Raw genomic sequence first — 20,613 nt, 5'->3', positions numbered from 1 at the left:
CGTTTCGGCCCGTCCCTGCGTTCCCTGGCCATCCTGGACAAGGTGGAGGCAGGAGTCAGTACAACCCGGCAATTTCCGCGTCGGTGAGCACGATGGGTGCGACGTAGTCCTTGGCGCGCGCTGACGTGACCGCCCGATACAGCGGCCGTTCCCCGAGCCCCGCATCGCGGGCTTCGGCCCGTAACTGATGGACCAACAGGTCGGCCACCGCGACCCCGGCCGCGAGCTCGCTGCGGGACAGTGCGTCGGCCAGCCGGCGCAGCCCGAGGATATGCAGCTCCCGGCCGCTGCCCGCATCCGTGTACAGGGCCAGCGGTACGACCTGCCGGTCCGGCCCGGCGGTGAGCCGGAGTACCACGCGACTGATCCGGCCGGGGTAGATCAGCAACTCGACCCCGGTCGTCGCGGGCACCTCCAGCCGCCGGGTGCGCCACAGCCTGCGTGCGTACAGCGTGTTCCCGGTCAACCACAGCCGCCGGCGCCGTGGTGCCAGGAATTGGCCGACCGCCGGGACGGCGAGCACGAGAGCGGTGACCAGCCCGGGCACCGTGCCGAAGAAGAGTCCGACCACCACGCCGATCCCGATCGAGACGATGCCCGCGATCAGCGCGAAGCGCCGCATCAGCGGCGCCAGCATCTCGGGCGCTACCAGGTCCAACCCGATCGGCTGGTGGGCTTCGGTCGGCGAATCGGTCACGGTGGCGCTTTTCGGTTCCGGGGGGCGGGGTCGCCCGCAGAGTACTACGGCCGGTCGGACAGCGTCGCGACGATCCGGTCCAACGGGATCTGGCGCTGGTCGCCGGTGCGCATATCCTTCAGCCCGATCGTCTGCTCGGCCAGGTCGCGGTCGCCGAGGATCAGGGTGTAGCGGGCACCCGACCGGTCGGCGGCCTTCATCGACCCCTTGACTCCGCGGTCACCGTAGACCAGGTCGACGCTGATCCCGGCCGCCCGCAGCTCGCCGGCCAGTACCACCATCCGTCGTTTGGCGGCGTCACCGAGCGCCACGCCGAACACCTCGCAGCGAGCGGGATCGCCCGCGGCGACGCCTTCCGCGGCCAGGGCCAGGACCGTGCGATCCACCCCGAGCCCGAACCCGATGCCGGACAGTTCCTGCCCGCCCAGTTCCGCCATGAGCCCGTCGTAGCGACCGCCGCCACCGATGCCGGATTGCGCGCCCAAGCCGTCGTGCACGAATTCGAACGTGGTCTTGGTGTAGTAGTCCAGACCGCGCACCATCCGCGGGTTCAGCACGTACGGCACGCCCAGGGCGTCGAGGTGCGCGAGGACCTGGTCGAAGTGGGCCTTCGCCGATTCCGACAGGTGATCGAGCATCAGCGGGGCGTCCGCGGTCATCTCGCGTACCTCGGGCCGCTTGTCGTCGAGCACGCGCAGCGGGTTGATTTCGGCGCGGCGCCGGGTCTCGGCGTCGAGGTCGAGGCGGAACAGGAATTCCTGGAGCCGCTCGCGGTATTGCGGCCGGCAGGTCTCGTCGCCGAGCGAGGTGATCTCGAGCCGGAACCCGGTGAGACCCAGGCCGCGGAACCCGGCGTCGGCCACGGCGATGACCTCCGCGTCGAGCGCGGGATCGTCGACTCCGATGGCCTCCACCCCGACCTGCTGCAGCTGCCGGTAGCGGCCCTTCTGCGGTCGCTCGTAGCGGAAGAACGGTCCCGCGTAGCTCAGTTTCACCGGGAGCTGGCCGCGGTCGAGGCCGTGTTCGATCACCGCGCGCATCACGCCGGCGGTGCCCTCGGGGCGCAGGGTCACGCTGCGCTCGCTGCGGTCGGAGAAGGTGAACATCTCCTTGCTCACGACATCGGTGGATTCGCCGACACCGCGGGCGAACAGTTCGGTGTCTTCGAAGATCGGCAGCTCGATATGCCCGTACCCGGCGAGTCGGGCGGCGCGGAGCAGGCCGTCGCGTACCGCGACGAACTCGGCCGAACCGGGCGGGACGTAATCCGGCACCCCCTTCGGGGCGGAGAAGCTGCTGGTCTTGGTCACGGTGAACCAGTTTCCCCCACCCGGGCGGGTCGAGTCCAACCGGTTACCGCGCACCCGCCGGCCCGGCATGCGGTCCCGGGCGATATCCGGGGGTGCGCGGCCCGGGATGGCAGACTCTAGTCCCGGAAGTAACAGACCAGCAGCGACCGGCCGGGCCCGGGCCCGGCCGCCGCACGGGAGGAACGTGGTAGTGCCGAGCAACGAACAGCGCAGAGCGGCGGCGAAACGCAAGCTGGAACGCCAGCTCGCCAACCGAGCCGAACGCGCGCGCAAGCGCAAGCAACTCACCATCGCCGGATCCGCGCTCGGTGTCGTCGTGGTGATCGCCGCGGTGACGGGTGTGTATTTCCTGACCCGCGGCTCCGACGATGCGGATACGGCCGCCTCACAGACGCCCGACGCCTCGTTGTCGAGCACACCCGCCGCGGCCGCGCCGCCGCCCGCGGCGGCGAAACCGGCCACCGTGAACTGTGCCTACAACGACACGCCCGAGCCGGCGGCCAAACCGGTGGAGAAGCCGCGCTCGGAGGGTATCCAGACCGGCGACGGCAACGCGACGCTGAGCCTGAGCATGGACACCAATCAGGGCCCGCTCGGACTGACTCTGAACAACGCCGAATCGCCGTGCACCGTGAACAGTTTTGCCAGCCTGGCGGGCCAGGGCTATTTCGACGGCACGGACTGCCACCGTCTCACACAGGGCGAGGGCCTGAAGGTGTTGCAGTGCGGTGATCCGACCGGTACCGGCTCCGGCGGACCGGGCTACCAGTTCGACAACGAATACCCCACCGACCAGTTCGCACCGGGCGATCCGGCCCTGCAGACGCCGATCAGCTATCAGCGCGGTGTCCTGGCCATGGCCAACGCCGGGCCGGGGACCAACGGCAGCCAGTTCTTCGTCGTCTACGGCGATTCCATGCTGCCGCCCAACTACACGATCTTCGGCACGGTGGACGAGGGCGGCCTGGCGACCCTGGACAAGATCGCCGAGGCCGGTCAGGACGAGTCCAACGGCCCGGGTGACGGCAAACCGAATCAGCCGGTGACGGTGAATTCGGTGCGTATCGACTGATCTCGGTTCCGGCGGGTTCGCACCCGTGCCGATTCCGTAGATATATGCTGGTCGGCGTTACGTTGCACCGACTGTGCCCCCAGTTCTCGGGTAATCTCGAAACAGGGAGTGCGCGTGACCATGTCGCGCTCGCCGGTCGCCGTTACGGGCCGGGGCGCTGCCGGCGGGTTCTTCCGGCGCACGTGTCCGGAAGGCCAGAACCCGGCGGGCGGTCCGCGGGTCGTGTGGCGAATCCCGATTCGCCCGGCGCGGTCCGCCGCCGCCGGGCACCATGAACACCCAATAGTGAACAGCGCAGTGTCGGGAGCAGCCATGTCCGAGGAACTGGACGATATCGGCCGGGAAACCGCGGCCATGATGAAAACGATGTTGCAGATCGCGACCCTGGTCGCGCTCAAGGCCCGGGAACGCGGCCAGCGCGAGGCCGAGGCCCGCGTGAAACTCACCGAGGCGCGGGTGAAGGAGGCCCGCGAACTGCAGATCCGCGAAGCCCGCGATGCCAAGGCCAAGGATCCTCGCAACCTGGCATTGGCCCAGACCATTTCGCGGTCGGTGGCGGAGGTGAAGCCGGGTCCGGCGGTCCCGCACAAGGAGAACGGCGGCTACCGCGGCGTGCAGCTACAGAAGGATCGATTCACGATGGAGCGGTTCGCCGAGAGCTCCACCGAGCAGGTGAGCGCCGCGGCCACGACCATGAGCTACGACTCCGCGGCGCGGCGCGAAGCCCTCGCCGCGCATTTGGCCCGGATCGGAGTCGCACCGGAACTCGCGGCGGCACGGATGCTGGTCGAGGTGAGTCAGGCGAAACCGGCGAGCGAGGCCGTACGCACCCGTCCGGAGCGGGCGCCCGCCGTCCAGCGGGCACGGGAACAGCAGGAACTCGCCCGCGGCCTCGAACGCAGCCGGTAGCCGACTGCGCCGCACCGAGAAAGCGCCCGCCACCGGCGGGCGCTTTCTCGTCACCGGGATGATGCCCCGGCCCGCGGCGGCTCAGTGCCGCGGGTCGGTTATCTCCACGCCACCGGCCGCCGCGGACTCGGCAGCCGCAACGGTCTCGTCATCCGGCGTGCTCAGCAGCCCGTCGGGCGGGGTGACCGTCGGCAACGGTTCGAGCATTTCCTTGTGCCCGTTGCGGACACTGCAGTACTTGAACGGACCACGGGGATTGAGCAGTACGGCCATATGGGGGTCGGCGTGGTCGAGGAACCATACGCTCAGGCCTGTCGCGGGATCCTGGCGCAGATGCTCCCAGGCCCGCCATACCGCCTGCAGTCGCACGACGGCCTCGATATGCTTCCACCATTCCGGGCACCACACGGTATCGCTGAGGTCGCTGACCTGGCGGCGATAGACAACGCTCAGATAGTTCTCGACGAAATCGACCTCGTTGTTGTAAACGAGTTGTCCTTGCTGCTCGGTCGTCTCGGTCACAGCGGTCGAACCTCCTGCCTGTTCTCCGGTCCGTTATCGGGCCCCGGGGGTGTCTCGCCCGGGCCGTTGTCCGGCTCCGGGGGTGCCGATTTGATCAGCGACGGGGAGCCGATGAGGTCGGGGATCCGCGTTTTGCGCTGCGGATCGTGCTGTTCGATGGACTTCTTCACCTGGGACGCGTACTCGCCTTCCCACCATGGCACAGTGCGCACCAGCACGGGCGGAGCCCCGGAGGAGAACACGATCGCCCGGCCGCGCGGCAATGTCGCCAGCGCCTGCACCGTGAAGGTCTTCGACGAGCCGAGCGAGCGCGAATAGCTCTTACCGCCCTTGGATTCCGAGACCGAGCCGGAAATCGCCGAATGCTCGCCGATTGCCTCCGAGCGCTCCCGCAGGAAATTCGCGTCGTCGACGCCACTGCCGAGCACCTTGATGTTGGCGGCCGACCACAGCGCGTTCATCCCGTCCTCGCCCCAGCAGCGCGCGCCCTGAGCCCACGACTGCAGCACCGTCATCACCACGATGCCGCGCGATCCGAAATGGCTGTACTGCTTGGGCAGATCCTTCCAGCGCACCACATTGGCGGCCTCGTCCAGGACGGCCAGCAGCGGGATCGGCAGTCGCCCGAACGCCGACCGCGACGCCTTCCGCATGGCCACATCGATCACGGCCTCGGTGAGCGCGCTGACCAGCGGGGCGGCCGAGCCCCGGCCCTCCAGGGAAAGGCTGTAGAGCGTGCCGTTCTTCTCGATGAACTCCAGTTCGTCGAACTGCACCCGGTCCAGTTCGTCTGTGCTGGACCGCGGTGTCACCCATTTGTGCACATTGCGCAGTTTCAGGCAGCGCACCATCTTCTTGGCCGTACCGAAGATCCCGCTACGGGTACGGGGATCGGCGTTGTACTGGGCGGCCAGGCCGGACGCCGTGTAATTGTGGTCGGCCTCGCGCAGCAGCCGGATGGGCTCGGTGTTCTGCGGGTCGGTCACCCACTCCCAGATCTGGGTGATGGGCCGCCGGTCGACCGCCGCGGCGAGGAAGAGACCGGCCAGCAGATCCTCGGCCTCCGGGTCGAAATAGTTGTCGCTCTTGCTGTCCGAACCGGCGTCGGCGTCGGCGAAATGCCCGGCCAGCCGCGCCGCCCGCATCTCGCACCCGTCGCTGTGCGCGTCCACCCAGTCGAGCGGGTTCCAGTACCAGGTGGGGTCCTCGGCGGCCACGCCCTGCGGGTCGAAGACAAACGTCTTGCTGCCCTTGGCCTCGCGGACATCCCGGGTCGCGTCCACCACATCGCGTTTGTTGGAGGTGGCCAGGACCGGGCCGATGGCGTTGAGGATCGCCGGGATGACCCGGGAACTGGATTTCCCCTGGCGCGGGCCCCAAATGTCCAGATGCAGATCCTCGTAGGACCCGTACAGCATCACCCCGTCGGCCACCGCGACCCCGATCGGCACGCCCGGTGCGTCGTTGTAGCCCAGCCGCACACCGAGTTGCTGGGCCTTCTCCCGGACCCCGGCTTCGGTGAGTGCGGAAATGGCGCCGCCGTTGCCGATGAACTGGGCCTTGTCGTCCACGGCGAGGCGGCCCACATTGCGTTTGGCCGTCGACCACCGCCGCCACAGCACGAAGCCGATCAGCCCGGCGACGATCAGGATCAGGATCACCGTGGCCCCGGTGGGCCAGCGCAGATCGCCGCGGACCATTCCGGCGATGATGCCGATCGGGTTGACCGGCATATCTTGTTTCTGCAGCGAGAGCATATTGCCGAGATGGACCGCCACCCACAGTGTTCCCAGGATGGCGCCGCCGACGTAGATCGCGACGAGGGTGGGGTCGGGCCCGGGGACGGCCGGATCCTTGATCGGTTTCTTCTTCGCCATACCTGCCTCCTCAGTGGTCCCCGCCCGTGGTCACCGGTAACCGTCGAGTCGCCAGCCCGTGGGCGTGCGCACCACGGTGGCGATCACGGTGGCCGGCGCCAGGGATTCCTCGCGGCCGTCCGGGTAGACGACGGTCTGTTCGATTCCGATCTTGTACTGCCGTATATCGGGATCCGGGCCCGCGGGCGGGCGATCCCCGGACGCGAAAGTGAACGCGTCGACCCGGGCGCCCGCCGCCGCCCATTCGCCCCAGCGCAGCGAAACGGACGGTGCCGACGCGGTATCCGAGGGCGCCTCCAGGACCCGCAGCAAACTGGGACCCAGAAACCTCCGCGCCCGCTCCAGCGAGTCACCGGGCACCTCGGTGGCCGGTTCCCACCGGTAGATCTCGCGCAACGCGGCCACCGCGACACCGTCGGGCGTCGCCGGATCCGGTGCGGGCACGGCCTCGAGCTGCCGCGTGGTCGAAACAGCCGGCTCACCGGCCGTTCCCGGATCGACGCCGCCGCAGCCACTCAGCATCGTGATGCCCAGCATCAGCACCACCACCAGTCCCGCACCCGCACCAGTCTTCTGGTTCCAGGCTAACCGCCGCGGCGCCGCAGCAGCCGTCGATCCGCGCGTGTTCACAGCACCCTCCTCGCTCGGGCGTCGCCGGGGACCGGGGCCTGAGACACTCCGCCGGCGTCGGCGGTCGCAGCCGGCGCCGCATGGATCATCTGCCCGTTTCCGGCGTAGATCCCGACCTGCGCCGGACCGCGGTCGCCGAATTCACTGAAAACCAGGTCGCCCGGCTGTATCTCGCGCAACGAGACCTCGGTACCGGCCTCCCACTGCTGTTCGGCGGTGCGTGGCAGCGAGACCGCACCGGCGGAGGCGGCGAATACCGCGGCCGCGGTCAGGCCCGGTCCATCGAGGCCGCCTCCGGTGGGACCCTGGGGCCCACCGCCACCCCAGACGTACGGCGTGCCCAGCCATTCGTGGGCCGCCCGCACGATCTCGTCGCCCGGGACGGCCTCGGTATCGGGTGCGAACCGCCCGGCCGCGCCGGGGTCCCGGTATTCCGCTTCCATCGCCAGGATATTCGCGACGTAGGGCTGGGTTTCCGAATAGTGCGCGGGGAACTGGTTGGGCATCCCGCCGGACGCCAGCACCGCGCCTTCGCCCGCGTTGTAGGCGGCCAGCGTCAACGCGACCACATCACCCTGGACCCGGCCCTCGGCGATCCATCCGGTGATCTTGTGCGCGATCGCGCACATGTACCTGCCCTGGCCGATGATGGCGTCGCCGTCGTCCCAGACGCTGGCGATCCCGTTGCCGTCGGCATCGATGACGTAGGGCTGCCCGTCGTCGGGATTGGTACTGGCGGCGGTCCCGGGCAGGAACTGCGCGAGTCCCTGGGCACCCGCCGGCGAGGTGAGACCGCGCCGGAAACCGGATTCCTGGCGACCCTGAGCGGCCAGCAGCGACGGCGTCACCTCGGGGCACAGGGAACCGGCCCGGCGGTACCAGATCTCGAGTTCCGGCGGCACCTTTCCGCCGGCGAGGGCCCCGCCGGGCGTGCCGAATCCGCGGACGCAGGCCGGATCGGTCGAATGGGCGCGGGCGCCGCCGATATCCGGGGTGGGCGCCCCGTCGAGCCACGGCACCGGGTCGATCTGGCGGCCGCCGGTGAACCGGCCACCGGGCACGATCTCGAAATGCAGATGCGGGCCACTGGATTCACCGGCCGAGCCGACCGCACCGATATGCTGACCGGCCCGTACCTGCTCCCCCACGCGAACCAGCACCCCGTGGTCCCACATATGGCCGTATACCGCGGAATACGCCCGCCCGTTGCGCGGATCGACCGAATCGACCACGATCCAGTTCCCGAACCCGGACGCCGGGCCCGCGGCCACCACCACGCCGTCGGCGACGGAGAAGATGGGGGTGCCGTCGGGCGCCGCCATATCGATCCCCTTGTGACCGCCGCCGCGCGAGCCGAAGACGTCGGAGACGGAAAATGTTCCGGCCGCCATCGGCCAGGTCCGGTCCAGCGGCCCCGCCTCGGCGGCGAGGGCGGGTGTCGCGGTGGCGGCCGGGTTGGCGGTCGAAGCCGGGGTCTCCCCCGCCGCCCGCGGATCATCGCCCGGCGGCACCGACCCGCTGGGATCGACGACCGAACCGCCTTCACACGGATCGTCGACAGCGGGCATCACGATGACCAGAATCATCGTCATCAGTCCCAGTACCAGCCCGAGTGCCGTCCACAGCACCGATTTCGCGTTCACCGCCGCGCCCTCGCAGGGTTCACGTGCGACGCCGGGTTTCGTTGAGCGTATCGGCCAGCGCCCGGTTCACCTCGGCGGCGGCAGCCAGTTGCTGCTGCAACAGCGCGACCTTGCGCCGCAGCGCGGCCGCGTCCAGCCGTTCCAGGCTCGGCCCTTCGGCGGCCCGCACCCAGTTACGCACCGAATTGGTGTGCACCCCGATCTGTTCGGCCACCACCCGGCACGCCTCGGATTCGCTGCGCAGTTTCCCGGTCAGTGCGATGACCTGTTCCACCGCCGCAGCCCGGACCTCGGGTGATACTCGCCGATACGATCGGTGCGGCATCATGAACCGCTCCCTCCGCCGGAATACGCGCCGTCGCCGGCCGCGGTGGCGCCGGTCCGGCCGGGGTGGGCGGTGAAATCCTCGAACCGCTGGTTGGTGTCGTGGATACCGCTGAGTTTCTCGGCCGCGGTGAATTCCATATGGAACGGGATCCCGGGCCGGCGATCCTCACCGATCTTCAGCAGGAATTTGCCGGTTCCCGGCGGCGCGGGCCGCAGCTGGCCCGGTTTGAGGGCCTCTCCGGTGAGCGCCTGCGGCGCCGACCAACTGGTGACCATCTCTTCCTCGGCGGCGGTGAACGGCACCGTACTGTCCAGCCGTTTGATCTCCTCGGCCGGCAGCGCCCCGAAAATCTTGGCGCGCGCACGTTCCAGAAAGCCCAGGGCTTTGGCGATGGCCGCCTCCGACCCGAGCGACTGCAGATCCTTGATGGTATGGCTGATCATGATCAGCGCCGTGGCGATACCGCGCTGCAGACGGGTCAGTTCGTCGACCCGGTCGACCATGAAATCGCCCAGGCCGAGCACCTGCCACAGCTCGTCCATCACCACCTGGAAGTACCGCTGCGGGGCCATCCCGGCGTCGGTGAGCGTATGCGCGGCCTCCACGGCGGCGAACCCGTCGGCCCAGCAGGCCAGCATGACGGCGGCCTTGAGTTTCTTGTCCCCCTGGGGAATGTGGGACACATCGATGCACACGGCAACCGAATCGGTGTCGATCGGGACGGTGGTCTGCCCGTTGAACACCGCGCCGAACGGCCCCTGGGTGAGCGCCCGCAACGAGCGGCGCAGGCCCCGGATCGCCTCCTGGTATTCGCCGGCATTGTCGGCGCCGGCGTCGAGCATCATCTCCTCGCCGCCGGCGATGATGACCTCGAGCAGATTCTCCATGATCGGCGGCCGATCGGGGGTGAAGCCGCTGCCCGCCCGGTAGAGGATCCGCAGCGCCGTGGAGATCAACGTCTCCTCGTAGTCGCGGACCCGCGCCCCGCGCACCAGTTCCACCAGGCCGGCGATCAGCGTGACCTGCCGGGCGCGCAGATCCTGGAGAACCTGGCGTTGCAGTTCCGGATGCTCGTGCAACCGCGGCACGATATCGCCGAGCACGCCACCGGCGAGCGGATTGAGTTTGCCGTGGCCGTAACCCAGATCGATCACCTGGCCACCGACCAGTTCGACCAGTTTCCGGTAGTCGGGTTTCACATCGGCGAGGATCAGCGGGGTGATGTTCTGCGCCACCCCGCCGAGCACGATCCGGCGGACCAGCGAGGATTTACCGAAACCGTTGAGCCCCAGAACGAAAAGGCTCGGCGCGGTGATGAAGCTGCCGCGCATGAACCAGTTCATGGGGTCGAAGCAGACGGGTGCGCCGGTGTGCAGATGCGATCCCAGTGGCGTACCGATCAGCGGGGCGCCGGCCCCGACCGACCACGGCCACAGCCCGGCCACCTGCGCGGTGGTGGCCCGGTATTCGACCGGGCGGCCGACCACGTTCATCCGGCCACCGCCGGCGCCGGCGAAACCACGATCGGTCAGTTGCGCGGTCTGGCGGTCGAATCCGTCCTGGAATTCCTGTTCGGCGCGGGCAGCGTAGTTACGGCGCCGGATATCGTCGGTACGGATACGGAACGTCGCCCAGGCGGCGCGTAATCCGGCACCCTCCCGGCTGACCTCCTCCAGCCGCGACCTGGTCGCCGAATCCAGCAGCGGCGGGCCCGACTGTTTACGTTTCTCGGCCCGCATCCGCGCCCGCCGCGCCGCCTTGTCGAATTCGGGCGTGCCCATGGCGCGGTCGGCGGTCGTATCGACCCGGGCGCGGCGCACGCGCTCCCGGTTACCGGCACCACGTTCGCGGGGGTTCCGGGCGGTTTCGGTATCGCGCGGGGCACCGCCCCGGCGTTCGGTACGCGAGCGGCCGCCCTCGCGGCGCTGTCCGGCGGCGGTACCGGGCTCGCCGTCCCGGCCGCGCCGATCCTCGTCCCGGCCCGACCGCGCCCGGTCGCCGGTGGCGACCCGGACCCGGTTCCGTTCCCGTACAGGGGGCTCGTGCTCGCGTACCATCAGTCGTTCACCCTGCCAATGCTTTCGGAATGGTCGCGTGCTCGGGCAGGATCACCCCGCAGCCGAGCGATGCCGCGAAGGCCGCGGCCTGATAGCGGTAGCACCGGCGGATCTTCAACCGGGCCTGGGTGGACAGGTCGCGGGTGATTGCTTCGATCCGCGGTAGATCACCGCGCAGCGGTTCGGTGATGGTGACGAGCGCACCGAACCGGGTGACACCGTGCCCGCGGGCCTGCTCTTCGCGGGCCTGCTGGGTCGCGCCCACCCGCAGCGTCGCCGAGGCCGACACCACACCGCGTTCGCTCTGCTGGGCGACCAGGGCGTTCTTGAAATCGTCGTCCACGATCTCGGCGGCGTCGGCGGCCGAATGCGGCCGGTACACGATGGCGATCCGTTTCCGCGGTACCTCCGGGTTCGGCGCGAGCAGCCGCTGCAATACCCGTTCGTCCACCGCGCCCTCCGGTGCGGTGTCCATTTCCCAGGTGACCGACCGGCCGCCGTCGTGGATCAGATGATCCCATTTCTCATCGTGCGAGACCGGGCCCGCATCCGCCCAGTCCAGGCCGTGACCTTCCGGTTCGCCGGCGGCGACCTCGAGGTCGGCCTGCGAGGCGGGATCGTAGCTGCGCCGGATGAAGGAGATGACCTCCTCGGCCGACATCGGCTGGGCCCGCACACCGGCTTCGGCCAGCGCCGAACAGATCCCGGGCAGCCGGCGGCCGATCTCGACCGCCTCCTCGGCCGGGTTCTTCCGCCGTTCGGCGGTGGTCGCCTTGAAGGTGATCGCGACCCGGGGCAGCAACTGCACCCGTTCCTGGGGAAGTTCGGTGGCCAGTTCGTACATCACCTGCTGGGCGAGGTCGGGTGCCTCGGGCCGGGTGATCGTGGAAACCTCGGTGAGCAACCGGTTCCCGGTCTCCGGCACGGTATCGATCACCGGGACGACGGCGACGATATCGCTGGTCTGCCCGACCGAGGCCAGGAAGGTGCCCCAAGCCGAAACCCAGCGGTCGATCACCGGCTGGTCCACCGCCTCGTGACCCTGCGGCCACGCCCGTAGCACCACCGTGTACTGCGCGAACTGCGGCAGATGGATCATCCCGAAGCTGTAGCCGCCGGCGTCGATCCCCTCGTAGAGTTTCGACGGGGCGAGCAACCCCGGTAGCCGGGTGAAACCACCCGGCACCCGGGAGAACCGGCCGCCGCGGTACACGTGCTCGCCGCGGCTGCGCGAACGCATCCAATGGAACATCATCAATCCCGTCTCGTAGCCGGAGCGACCCCCGTACCGCATGACCAGGGGCGCCATGATCACCACACCGACCCCGCCCACCAGGGCACCCCATTGGAAACCGCCGACCATGGCGACGACCAGCGCGGTGATGACCACCACGAAGCCGAGCACGGTCTCTTCCCACCGCAACCCGAAAAGCCCGGCGCTGCGCGGTTTCTGCCACAGCCCGTAGGAGCGGCGTTCGTAGGTTTCGGTGCTCGTCATCGCGGGATGGTGCTCCTACCGAGGTCGGGGGAACGGTTGGTCCAGCGGTCACCCGCGACATCGCCCATGGCTTGATCGGCGCGGGTCATCCCGGCGGTCGCGGACCGGGCGGCACCGATTCCGCCGGCCACCCGGGACGCACCGGACGGTACACCGCCCCCACGAGGCGCTTCGCCCGACCGTGGTGGTTGCGCGGCCGGCGCTCCGCCACCGCCGCTTCCGCGCGGCGGCGGCACGGGCCGCGGGGCCCCGCCGCCGCGGCCACCGCCGGGTGGCGGCGGACCCGCCGCGCCGCCGACGTATCCGGCCCGGCCCGGCGCGGCCGCACCCTTGGCGCCGACCGCCTTGGTTCCCATGGCACCCAGGCCCGCGGCCGCGAGCAGCGTGCCGCCGGTGGCGGTCAGGCCGGAGCCGCCACTACCCACGATCGCCACGGCGGGCGTGACCAGCCGCATCAGCGCGGGCAGTACGAACGCGACACTGCACAGCAGCACGATCGCCACGAGCATGCGCTGGGCCTCTTCCGCATCGGGCAGACCACCGGCGGGGGTCATCTCGTCCACATGACCGGCGGTGGTGAACGCGATCATGTACACGATCGCGGCCACCGGTTTCCACAGCATGAAGGCGATGATCCAGCCGACCAGCTTCTGATACGACTGTTTGCCGGTATTCATCCCGGATGCCGCGGCCGCCAGCGGCAGCACCCCGGCCGCGATCACCAGCAGTCCCTGCCGCACGATGGCGAGCACGATCTGCGCGAGCGCGCCCAGGAGGCCGACGATCGCGATGATGAGCACCAGCCCTGGTGAGAAGGCTTGCAGCTTACTGGTTTTCACCATGAGCTCGGCCATGTTGCGGGCATTGCCGTTGGTGGAATCCTGGATGATCCATTCGGCGAACCGGTCGGAGGCCTGGGTGCCGGCGACGATTACGGCGCCGAGCATCCACGAACTGAATACCACTCTGGTGAACATCCGGAACGATTCGGCCGCCTCGTCCATGGCCGCCCCGCGTCTGGCCTCGGCCAGGCGTAGACCGGTGATGATGATCGAGGCGATCAGCAGCAATATCTGCACCTGATAGGTGTAGTCGTTGATCTTGGTAAACAGCGTGCCCGAATCACTGGTGACCTCGTTGGGCACCTTCATCCAGAAGGTCAGCGCCAGGATGATGGCCTCGCCCAGGCCGTTCATCAGCGAATCCACCACCTTGCCGAAGGTGGAATCCCACGCTTTGTCCTTGACCGCCGTCGCGGCCTCACCGGGATGGGCGGCCGCATTACCCGCCTTGCACACCGCCGAGGCGGCATCGCCGAGCGAGATACCCGGAATACCGAGATCGTCGAGGGCGTCGTGGATTTCGTTGCAGGTCTGGTCCCAGCCGTAGGGCTGGCTGTTGGCCACGGCCGGAGTCGTGACCATCACGGTGAAGATCACCGCGAAGATGGTGACGAAGCGTCTGGCCAGTGACACCCGCCGGGATACCGCGGGATCCGGTCGCCGGCCGTCGGGCCCGCTGTCTTCGCGCACTACCTGAGCTTCCACTTTCCGTCCCAACATCGGAATCACCATCGAGTCCACCCCTCCAGCGATTCGACATACTCGGTCTGCGTGTTCGGCGAGGTGGTCGGCTTCAACCGCCAATCACCCGCGTCCCACACCATGATCAGCCGCATGGTCACCCATACCGGTTTCCCGTCCAGCGCCGGAGCGCGCAGCGCCAGCCGCACTATCGCCATGTCGTCGGCGTAGTCGTCGATCTTGAACGCATCGGAGGCCACCAGATACCTGGTGACCGATTCGGGTTGCTGCTCGGGCAGCCGTTCCGCTTCCAGCGCCTGGTCGTAGGCCGCGATCTGCTGCGCCGACACCCGCACCTGCCGCACGTAGAGGTCGCGGTGCGCGGGACGGGCGTTGAGCCGATAGGTGATCTGGGCCGCGGCCAGCGCGGCGCCCTGCGGGGTATGCGAATACCCCACGGCCAGACCGTCCTCGATCCGCTGCGGACCGTCGGAGGTGGAGAACGGAACGGACGCGCCGTACACCCGCTGCCAGCCCCGGGGTCCGGTGGTACCCGCCGGCGCCGCAGTCAGCCAATCCGGATCCCCGGGGTTGCGCTGGGGCGACGGATCCTGCGGCAGCACCTGGCCGGCGGGATTGTTCGGGATATCGACCCGGCGATTGAACACGTCCAGCTCCGGGTCGGCGAAACCCTCGCCCACCGCCGGCGCGGGAGCCGGCCCGGCCGCGGGTTCGTCCTCCCGACCGGTCCACATGACCACGCCCACGACCACGATCAGCGCCAGTACCGCCGCGGACGCCACGACGCCGAAGGAGACGCGGTCACGCTGGTAGGTCTCCTTCCCGCTCACGTCGGTGCCTCCACTTTCACTGTCTCACTCGGTAATTCGTCGATGGGCTCGATCGGCCGGGCGGTCGAATCCGGAGCCGGCAGGCGTAACCGCCAGTCGTGGGCGAACCACTCCACCGCCGTATGGTTGACCGCCTTCGAATTGTCGGAATACTCGCTGTACACATCCACCAGCGCACGCTGCTCGGTGTACTCGGTGATCCGGTAGCCGAGCAGGCGCGGCGCGTACACCGGATCCGCCGGGCCGCTGATGGACACCTGCACCCGGTTCACCGCCCATTCGTCCTTCGCCGGCCCCGGAACCACTTCCCGGGCAGCGATATTCGACCATTGTCCGTCATCGGCCACCGACAGTCGCACGGCATGCACCATCGCCGCAACCCCGGCGCCCGTCGGCGTGTGCTCGAAACCTGTTGCCGCACCGTCGGTTTCCGCGGACGGACCTTGATCGGTATGCGGCAACGGTACCCCTTGGAAGGGTTGCCAGCGCACATTCGTCGGCGGCGCGGACAGATCCGGCGGCGCCGCGGCGTCACCCGCACCGCAGCCGACGGCCCCGGTCAGTAGCGCCACCGACAGCAGACCGGCAGCGCGCAGCGCACCGAACCGGCGGACGGCCGGTATGTGGATCGAATTCATCCGCAGGTCGTTCCCCTCGCCTCGCCCCGGCTCATCCGGGCAGGAACGCCAGGGCGATACCCGACGCGGTGCTGGCGACGGTGGCGCCGAGCAGGCTCATGAGCACTCCGTGCGAGGCATCGTTCATCGCCAGATCGCCCTTGAAGGTGAGCCACAATTTGCCCGCCGAGACGATCAACCACGCCAGACACCCCATGAGAACGAACCAGAGCAGCCAGTTCAGCAGCTGCATCAGCGGTTCCAGTACCTCGGCCGGCATCTGCTTGTAGGCCAGCAGTTCGGCCGCCCCGACCAATTCCATCACAGCCTTACGTTCCGATGACGGCGTTCATGATGGTGCCCGCGCTGGTGGCCACTACGCCACCGATCATCGCCCCCGCCACCATCTTCGGGGATTCCAGACCGCCACCGGTCCACTTCTCCCAGGCGAACTTGCCGCCCGCGTAGATGATGCCGCAGATACCGGACAGCAGCACGAACCAGGTGAGATAGCGGACCAACTGCAGGATCTTGTCCGAACCGGGCGGTGCCTCCGGGGTCGGATTGCCGATCTGCGCGAGGACGGCGGTGTCGTAAACCTGGTGAACCGCGAGAAGTACGGTGCTCATCGGGTGCCTTTCTCGATAGTTGAGGTGCAACATTGGGTCCGCGCGAACACGGGGAGCACGGAACTGGGAACGTGCTCGACGGCGATCACGGCATCACTCCTCCACGAATCTCGATCGGCCCCGCGCGGGGGCGGCCTCCGATTCTTCCAGGGCGGCACGGGCGGCCGCGACGATCTCCGCGCCGAGTTCCCGGATATCGAGCGGGACTTCGTCCAACGGGTCGACCCGGCGCCGGCGCTGCGCGGTGACCGCCACCCCGGGCGTCCACACCGGTAATTTCTCCGGCTCGACCAGCGTCCATTCCTCGTACCACGGCACCTGCCACACCTGCCCGGCGAGCGAGGCGACGACATCGCGGTACCGGCGGATCTCCGGTGCCATCCGGCCCGGGCGCGCCGCCACGGTGATCAGGCCCAGCACCTCGCTCGGCCCGGCGAGCCCGGCATGATGCTGGCGCAACAGATCATGGGCATGCGTCAGCCCCGCGATGGTTTCCCGGGCCACCAGCACCACGAACGGCGATTCGCGCTCGTAGACACCCGGCCAGCGCCGCCCGCAATCCGCCGCGGGCGCCAGGACATGGGCGAGCGAGCTGGCGCCGGAGCCCCCGTGGACACCCAGCAACCAGACCAGCGGTGCACGCCCGGCGCCCGGCACCGGACGATCCCAGATCGCGGCGCGGCGCGATTCCGGCGGCGGGACCACTCCGGCAGTGGCGGAACGTTCAGGGCGGCGAGGAAGATTCATAGCAACAGCCATGATGCCTCCTCTCGACGGTATTGCTGGTAATCAGCGGAGGCCGGAGCGAAGGCGGAGGTATCGCAGGATCGCATCATGCGGCCACCCCCGCCAGCAGCTGCTCGTAGGTCTGGCGGGTCCGATCGGCCAAGTCGATATGACGGACCAGTTCACCGCGGGCAAGATGCGGGTCGTAGGGCACTTCGACGATATCGCGGACCCAGCCCGAGAGGTGTTCGCGCAGATGGTCGGCGACCCGCGAATCGACACCCGGCTGCTGATGCGAGATCACGATGGTGGTGTCGCCGACGATACCGCCGCCCATCGGTTCGGACTGGTCGCCGTATTCGTCGTCCAGCCATTCGAGGGTCACTCGCAGCCGGTTGGCGGCATCGGTCCGCGCCGGAATGGCCAGCACCAGCGCCACATCCGCATCGTCGAGCAGCGGCCGCAGCTGCCGGCCGGCGATCGGGCTGCCGCCGTCGAAGATCCCGGTGTACCCGGCCTGGTCGACCGCGCGCGCCACGGTGAGGTAGCTGGCCCGGCGGCGCAGGGGTGCGGCATCGCGCCACAGCAGGCCGATTCCGGAGGTGGCCCGGGACATGCAGTCCTTCAGTGGTGCCGGTTCGTCGTCGCCTCGGCCGTACAACCATTGCTGCAGGCTGATCGGGTGCAGATGTTCGTCTGCGCCGCGCAGGGCGAGATCACCGCCGGCCGGGGTGGCGTCCACGGCCACCGTCGCCGTACCCGCGAGTCCGAGCTCACCGGCGAGGCCCAGTGCGGTGGTGGTGGTTCCGGCGCCTCCGCAGCCGCCCACCACCAGGATCGGCCGGGCCGCGCCGGGTGCACGGCGGCGGCCCTCACCGCGCAACCGCACCACCGGCGCCTTCCCGCTCCCGTCGGCCTCGTCCGCATCCACCGAATCCGGTGCGGTATCGAGCCAGCGGCTCCAATCCTCGCCCATCCTGCACTCTCCTCTATCCGGCCGTGATACCCGTTATGAGGGTGCGGCCGTCGATCACCGCGGTGGTGACCGTCTGCCTGCTGTAGGTGGCGGGTTCACCACCGGGCCGGTACTCGGTGACCTCGACGGAATACCGCCCGTCGGCCACGGCCACGATGCGCACACAGTGCCCGGTGGCGGGCGCGACGCTGTCGATTCCGGCCTGGATCACGTCGGCGGGTGATACCGCGGCCCCGGGCGCGACCACCTCATGCGCCGCGGCACCGGAACGCTGTACGTAGTAGGCGTACTGGAAGCGCAGGATCGCGGCCGGCCCGGATTCCGTTCCGCCCGCCCCGGCGCCGCGGACCATCGAGCCGGTCTGTTCGTCGGGGCAGCGGGCGGCGGGTCCGGTCTGCGCGCTACCGGAAGTGAAGCGCAGGCCGGTGCCGTCGTCGGGGCCCGCGGCCCGCGGTGCGCCCGGTGCCAGGAGGTACACCACCACGGCCGTGGCGATCGCGAGTACGACGACCACGGCGACCAGCACACCGACAGTGCGCCGGCGCCGGGGGTGACCGCTATCGGCGGCATCGCGCAGACGGCCGGCGCCGCGGCCGATGCGGACGGGTTCGGCGAATTCGTCCTCGTCGCCGGGTCTCGGCAGGCGCAACAGGTCGCCCGCGCGGTCACCGGCCGGTTCGTCCACCCAATCGGACCAGCCGCCGGTGAATTCGCTGCGCCGGCCGGACAGTTCGGCGGGCGCGGGATCCGGTGCGGCGGAGGCGCTACCGGCCTGGGCGATGTAGTCGGGGTAGCGGGCGGGGCCGTCGTCACCGGCGTCCGCGGCGAATTCCGGTTCGGACATCCGGACCCGGCTGTCCGCGGCGCCGCCTTCCCCTTCGGGTTCGAGCGGGCCGTACCATCGGTCGAGCTTTTTGTAGGACTTCAACATTCCCCCATTCCCGTGGCGCCGGGCACGTGATGTCGCATCATCGATCCCTCTCGGCGATCAGTTCACGGAGAACGAGTCGTTTTCGGTTGTCGGGGGTGCCGCGGGACGGCCCGCCGACGGCTCGCTGTGCGAGACACCGTCGGGTCCTGTCCCGAATGGGAATTGTCCCGTACCGGAGGGAGTGGGCGCAGGCGACGCGCCGGGTTCGGGCCCGGAGAATCCACCCACCGGTGGCGTACCGGCGCCGGGGACGGTGGCGATCGGCGGCGCGGTCTGCTCGGATACCGGTTCGCTACCGCTACCGTGGGCGTTCGCGAGATCCCGCGCCGCGGCGGCGAACCAGTCGGCGATGAACTTCGTCGGCGCTTCACCCGTGGCCGAAATCGCCGCATTGCCATAGGCCTGATGGCGCTGGATGGTGTCCCAGTAGCGAACCCAGGTGGTGGTGTCGAGCAGGGCGTGATTGTCCTGGATATTGTCGATCACCGCGTTGAAAGCCTGGCTCACCAGGCGGATACCGGTGGTCGGCGGGATGAGCTGCGGAATCGCCCCCAGCAGTTTGACGCCCAGCATGAGCAGCGCTGCGGGCGGATTGGCCAGCCCCGCTGTAGCGAGTTCGGCGATCGCCGTGGGATTGAGCACGGTACGCACGACCGTGACCACCGCGTTCAGTCCGATCATGCCGACCTTGAGCAATGCTCGCATCGCCCCCGGAATATCCAACGGCGTACGCGGATCGGCGGCATCGGCCAGCCGCTCGGAGATCGACTTCTTCGGCGAGATGTTCAGGGTTGCCAGCGAGGTGCCCGAGACGTCCTCGTTGACCACCTTGGTCGCGGTTTTGATCGAGGTGAACGCGAGCGCCTGGGCCACCGAGGTGAGCGAGGCGATCGGATCGCCGCCGCTGAGTTTGGCCTGGCCGACGATACTTGCCACGGCTTTCAGGATCGGCGCACCCTCGGGCGCGTCACAGGCGAGATCGCCGGGGGCGCAGAAACTGGCCACGCGTCCGGTCAGGGTGCCGAAATCCTCGGGGGTGTCCCGGTTCGGGGCGATACCGCCACCGGTGGCGGGGGCCTGTGGCAGCGCGGCGATCTGCGCGGTTTGGGCACCATCGGTGCCCGGGGCCGGATCCGGGTTGGCCTTGCCCGGGGCGCCGGGAAACAGCGGGGCGCCCGGAGTTCTGGTGGGGTCGCCGATGAGGGCCACGGCCGCGATCCTGTCGTCGGGCAGCGGGCCCTGGCCCTGCCCCACTTCCTGGGCGAACACCGAAGCGACATGAGCACCCTGGGAATACCCGACGATCGCGAACCGGGTGTCGGGGCAGCGCTGGGCGACCGAGGCCGCCATGGTCCGCAACCGGATCAGGCCGCCGCTCACCGAATCCGAGTACGGGGTGGCGCTACCGCCGTCGATACCACCGAAACTCGACTCGTACGGCACGTAGGCGCGTTGTACGAGCTCCTCTTCGGGTGCCGCGGCCAGCAGCGGCCGGAACACCGTGGAGAGCATGCCGGTATCGGTGGTGGGCGCGGCGTCCGGCGAGGATTCGCCGGTCCCCTGGATGCCCAGGGCATACAACGCCGGGCAGGTACTGACCGGTAGTTCGGTGGCCGGGCCCGCCGGATTCGGCGGTTGGGCGTATGCGGGAGCGGTGAGCGAACCTGCCGTCACGGTCGCCACAGCGACGGTGAGTGCGATCAGCATCCCCGAGAAACTTCTGCATCCAGCCATAGCGACCCGCAATCACTCTTACCGCAGTTACCGAGCGCGACGAAACGCAGTAAACGGTAACAGATTCCGGCTATGACCGCTGA

The 20,613-nt window shown here is 69.1% G+C and carries 20 protein-coding genes; 2 read left to right on the top strand and 18 right to left on the bottom strand.

Features of this window, described 5'->3' with window-relative positions:
* Positions 1–55: 55 nt before the first annotated feature.
* Both ACQEVO_RS06535 and hisS read right to left on the bottom strand, forming a co-directional pair.
* Positions 56–697, bottom strand: a complete 642-nt coding sequence (locus tag ACQEVO_RS06535; RefSeq protein WP_432909866.1) for a hypothetical protein — start codon at positions 695–697, stop codon at positions 56–58.
* Between the two features lie 44 nt (positions 698–741).
* Entirely contained in the window at positions 742–2,007 is a 1,266-nt protein-coding gene (hisS, locus tag ACQEVO_RS06530; RefSeq protein WP_432909865.1) for a histidine--tRNA ligase, read from the bottom strand.
* Positions 2,008–2,197: 190 nt separating this feature from the next.
* Between hisS and ACQEVO_RS06525 the strand changes: the two genes are divergently transcribed.
* On the top strand, positions 2,198–3,079 hold the full coding sequence (locus ACQEVO_RS06525; RefSeq protein WP_432909864.1) for a peptidylprolyl isomerase: 882 nt from the start codon (positions 2,198–2,200) through the stop codon (positions 3,077–3,079).
* A 312-nt stretch (positions 3,080–3,391) separates the two neighbouring features.
* Positions 3,392–3,988 carry a hypothetical protein gene (locus ACQEVO_RS06520; RefSeq protein ID WP_432909861.1) on the top strand — a complete coding sequence of 199 codons (597 nt, stop codon included), beginning with the start codon at positions 3,392–3,394 and terminating at the stop codon, positions 3,986–3,988.
* An 81-nt stretch (positions 3,989–4,069) separates the two neighbouring features.
* On the opposite strand, the gene ACQEVO_RS06515 is transcribed toward ACQEVO_RS06520, so the two are convergent.
* From ACQEVO_RS06515 to ACQEVO_RS06440, 16 genes are all read right to left on the bottom strand, one after another.
* Entirely contained in the window at positions 4,070–4,510 is a 441-nt protein-coding gene (locus tag ACQEVO_RS06515; protein WP_432909859.1) for a DUF4913 domain-containing protein, read from the bottom strand.
* Positions 4,507–6,387: a type IV secretory system conjugative DNA transfer family protein gene (locus ACQEVO_RS06510; RefSeq protein WP_432909857.1), complete on the bottom strand. Its 1,881-nt coding sequence runs from the start codon at positions 6,385–6,387 to the stop codon at positions 4,507–4,509. Before ACQEVO_RS06510 ends, ACQEVO_RS06515 begins: the two co-directional genes overlap by 4 nt.
* Positions 6,388–6,417: 30 nt before the next feature.
* Complete coding sequence (locus tag ACQEVO_RS06505) at positions 6,418–7,017, bottom strand: hypothetical protein (protein ID WP_432909854.1); 600 nt, start codon at positions 7,015–7,017, stop codon at positions 6,418–6,420.
* Entirely contained in the window at positions 7,014–8,609 is a 1,596-nt protein-coding gene (locus tag ACQEVO_RS06500; RefSeq protein ID WP_432922403.1) for a peptidoglycan DD-metalloendopeptidase family protein, read from the bottom strand. The genes ACQEVO_RS06505 and ACQEVO_RS06500 overlap by 4 nt, the downstream gene beginning before the upstream one ends.
* Positions 8,610–8,679: 70 nt before the next feature.
* Positions 8,680–8,988, bottom strand: coding sequence for a transposase (locus tag ACQEVO_RS06495; RefSeq protein WP_432909851.1), 309 nt, complete (start codon positions 8,986–8,988; stop codon positions 8,680–8,682).
* Positions 8,985–11,045: a hypothetical protein gene (locus tag ACQEVO_RS06490; protein ID WP_432909848.1), complete on the bottom strand. Its 2,061-nt coding sequence runs from the start codon at positions 11,043–11,045 to the stop codon at positions 8,985–8,987. The genes ACQEVO_RS06495 and ACQEVO_RS06490 overlap by 4 nt, the downstream gene beginning before the upstream one ends.
* Positions 11,046–11,052: 7 nt before the next feature.
* Entirely contained in the window at positions 11,053–12,543 is a 1,491-nt protein-coding gene (locus tag ACQEVO_RS06485) for an SCO6880 family protein (RefSeq protein WP_432909845.1), read from the bottom strand.
* The gene (locus ACQEVO_RS06480; RefSeq protein WP_432909842.1) at positions 12,540–14,105 is read right to left on the bottom strand and encodes a hypothetical protein; all 1,566 of its coding nucleotides are present in this window, start codon (positions 14,103–14,105) and stop codon (positions 12,540–12,542) included. The genes ACQEVO_RS06485 and ACQEVO_RS06480 overlap by 4 nt, the downstream gene beginning before the upstream one ends.
* Before the next feature lie 5 nt (positions 14,106–14,110).
* Positions 14,111–14,917, bottom strand: coding sequence for a hypothetical protein (locus ACQEVO_RS06475; RefSeq protein WP_432909840.1), 807 nt, complete (start codon positions 14,915–14,917; stop codon positions 14,111–14,113).
* Positions 14,914–15,555 (bottom strand): hypothetical protein, encoded by a 642-nt coding sequence (locus tag ACQEVO_RS06470; RefSeq protein WP_432909838.1) that lies wholly within the window; start codon positions 15,553–15,555, stop codon positions 14,914–14,916. Before ACQEVO_RS06470 ends, ACQEVO_RS06475 begins: the two co-directional genes overlap by 4 nt.
* A gap of 31 nt (positions 15,556–15,586) precedes the next feature.
* Positions 15,587–15,856, bottom strand: a complete 270-nt coding sequence (locus ACQEVO_RS06465) for a hypothetical protein (RefSeq protein ID WP_432922400.1) — start codon at positions 15,854–15,856, stop codon at positions 15,587–15,589.
* A 7-nt stretch (positions 15,857–15,863) separates the two neighbouring features.
* Entirely contained in the window at positions 15,864–16,163 is a 300-nt protein-coding gene (locus ACQEVO_RS06460; protein ID WP_195054491.1) for a hypothetical protein, read from the bottom strand.
* Between the two features lie 93 nt (positions 16,164–16,256).
* Positions 16,257–16,922 carry a hypothetical protein gene (locus ACQEVO_RS06455; protein WP_432909836.1) on the bottom strand — a complete coding sequence of 222 codons (666 nt, stop codon included), beginning with the start codon at positions 16,920–16,922 and terminating at the stop codon, positions 16,257–16,259.
* Positions 16,923–16,995: 73 nt separating this feature from the next.
* Positions 16,996–17,865, bottom strand: a complete 870-nt coding sequence (locus tag ACQEVO_RS06450) for a MinD/ParA family ATP-binding protein (protein WP_432909834.1) — start codon at positions 17,863–17,865, stop codon at positions 16,996–16,998.
* 13 nt (positions 17,866–17,878) lie between these two features.
* Entirely contained in the window at positions 17,879–18,796 is a 918-nt protein-coding gene (locus ACQEVO_RS06445; RefSeq protein WP_432923385.1) for a hypothetical protein, read from the bottom strand.
* Between the two features lie 57 nt (positions 18,797–18,853).
* Positions 18,854–20,503, bottom strand: a complete 1,650-nt coding sequence (locus ACQEVO_RS06440) for a cutinase family protein (RefSeq protein ID WP_432909831.1) — start codon at positions 20,501–20,503, stop codon at positions 18,854–18,856.
* Between the last annotated feature and the right edge of the window lie 110 nt (positions 20,504–20,613).

Source organism: Nocardia sp. CA-290969, assembly GCF_050936135.1.
Lineage (GTDB): Bacteria > Actinomycetota > Actinomycetes > Mycobacteriales > Mycobacteriaceae > Nocardia.
The sequence above is the reverse complement of the archived record's forward strand: the minus strand, read 5'-3'. Positions and strand labels throughout refer to the sequence as shown.

Coding starts and splice junctions, on each gene's coding strand:
- ACQEVO_RS06450 (WP_432909834.1), bottom strand. CDS start 17,865: ATGGGCGAGGATTGGAGCCGCTGGCTCGATACCGCACCGGATTCGGTG.
- ACQEVO_RS06440 (WP_432909831.1), bottom strand. CDS start 20,503: ATGCTGATCGCACTCACCGTCGCTGTGGCGACCGTGACGGCAGGTTCG.
- ACQEVO_RS06500 (WP_432922403.1), bottom strand. CDS start 8,609: ATGACGATGATTCTGGTCATCGTGATGCCCGCTGTCGACGATCCGTGT.
- ACQEVO_RS06520 (WP_432909861.1), top strand. CDS start 3,392: ATGTCCGAGGAACTGGACGATATCGGCCGGGAAACCGCGGCCATGATG.
- ACQEVO_RS06495 (WP_432909851.1), bottom strand. CDS start 8,988: ATGATGCCGCACCGATCGTATCGGCGAGTATCACCCGAGGTCCGGGCT.
- ACQEVO_RS06485 (WP_432909845.1), bottom strand. CDS start 12,543: ATGACGAGCACCGAAACCTACGAACGCCGCTCCTACGGGCTGTGGCAG.
- ACQEVO_RS06490 (WP_432909848.1), bottom strand. CDS start 11,045: ATGGTACGCGAGCACGAGCCCCCTGTACGGGAACGGAACCGGGTCCGG.
- ACQEVO_RS06510 (WP_432909857.1), bottom strand. CDS start 6,387: ATGGCGAAGAAGAAACCGATCAAGGATCCGGCCGTCCCCGGGCCCGAC.
- ACQEVO_RS06460 (WP_195054491.1), bottom strand. CDS start 16,163: ATGAGCACCGTACTTCTCGCGGTTCACCAGGTTTACGACACCGCCGTC.
- ACQEVO_RS06445 (WP_432923385.1), bottom strand. CDS start 18,796: ATGTTGAAGTCCTACAAAAAGCTCGACCGATGGTACGGCCCGCTCGAA.
- ACQEVO_RS06465 (WP_432922400.1), bottom strand. CDS start 15,856: ATGGAATTGGTCGGGGCGGCCGAACTGCTGGCCTACAAGCAGATGCCG.
- ACQEVO_RS06455 (WP_432909836.1), bottom strand. CDS start 16,922: ATGGCTGTTGCTATGAATCTTCCTCGCCGCCCTGAACGTTCCGCCACT.
- ACQEVO_RS06480 (WP_432909842.1), bottom strand. CDS start 14,105: ATGTTGGGACGGAAAGTGGAAGCTCAGGTAGTGCGCGAAGACAGCGGG.
- ACQEVO_RS06470 (WP_432909838.1), bottom strand. CDS start 15,555: ATGAATTCGATCCACATACCGGCCGTCCGCCGGTTCGGTGCGCTGCGC.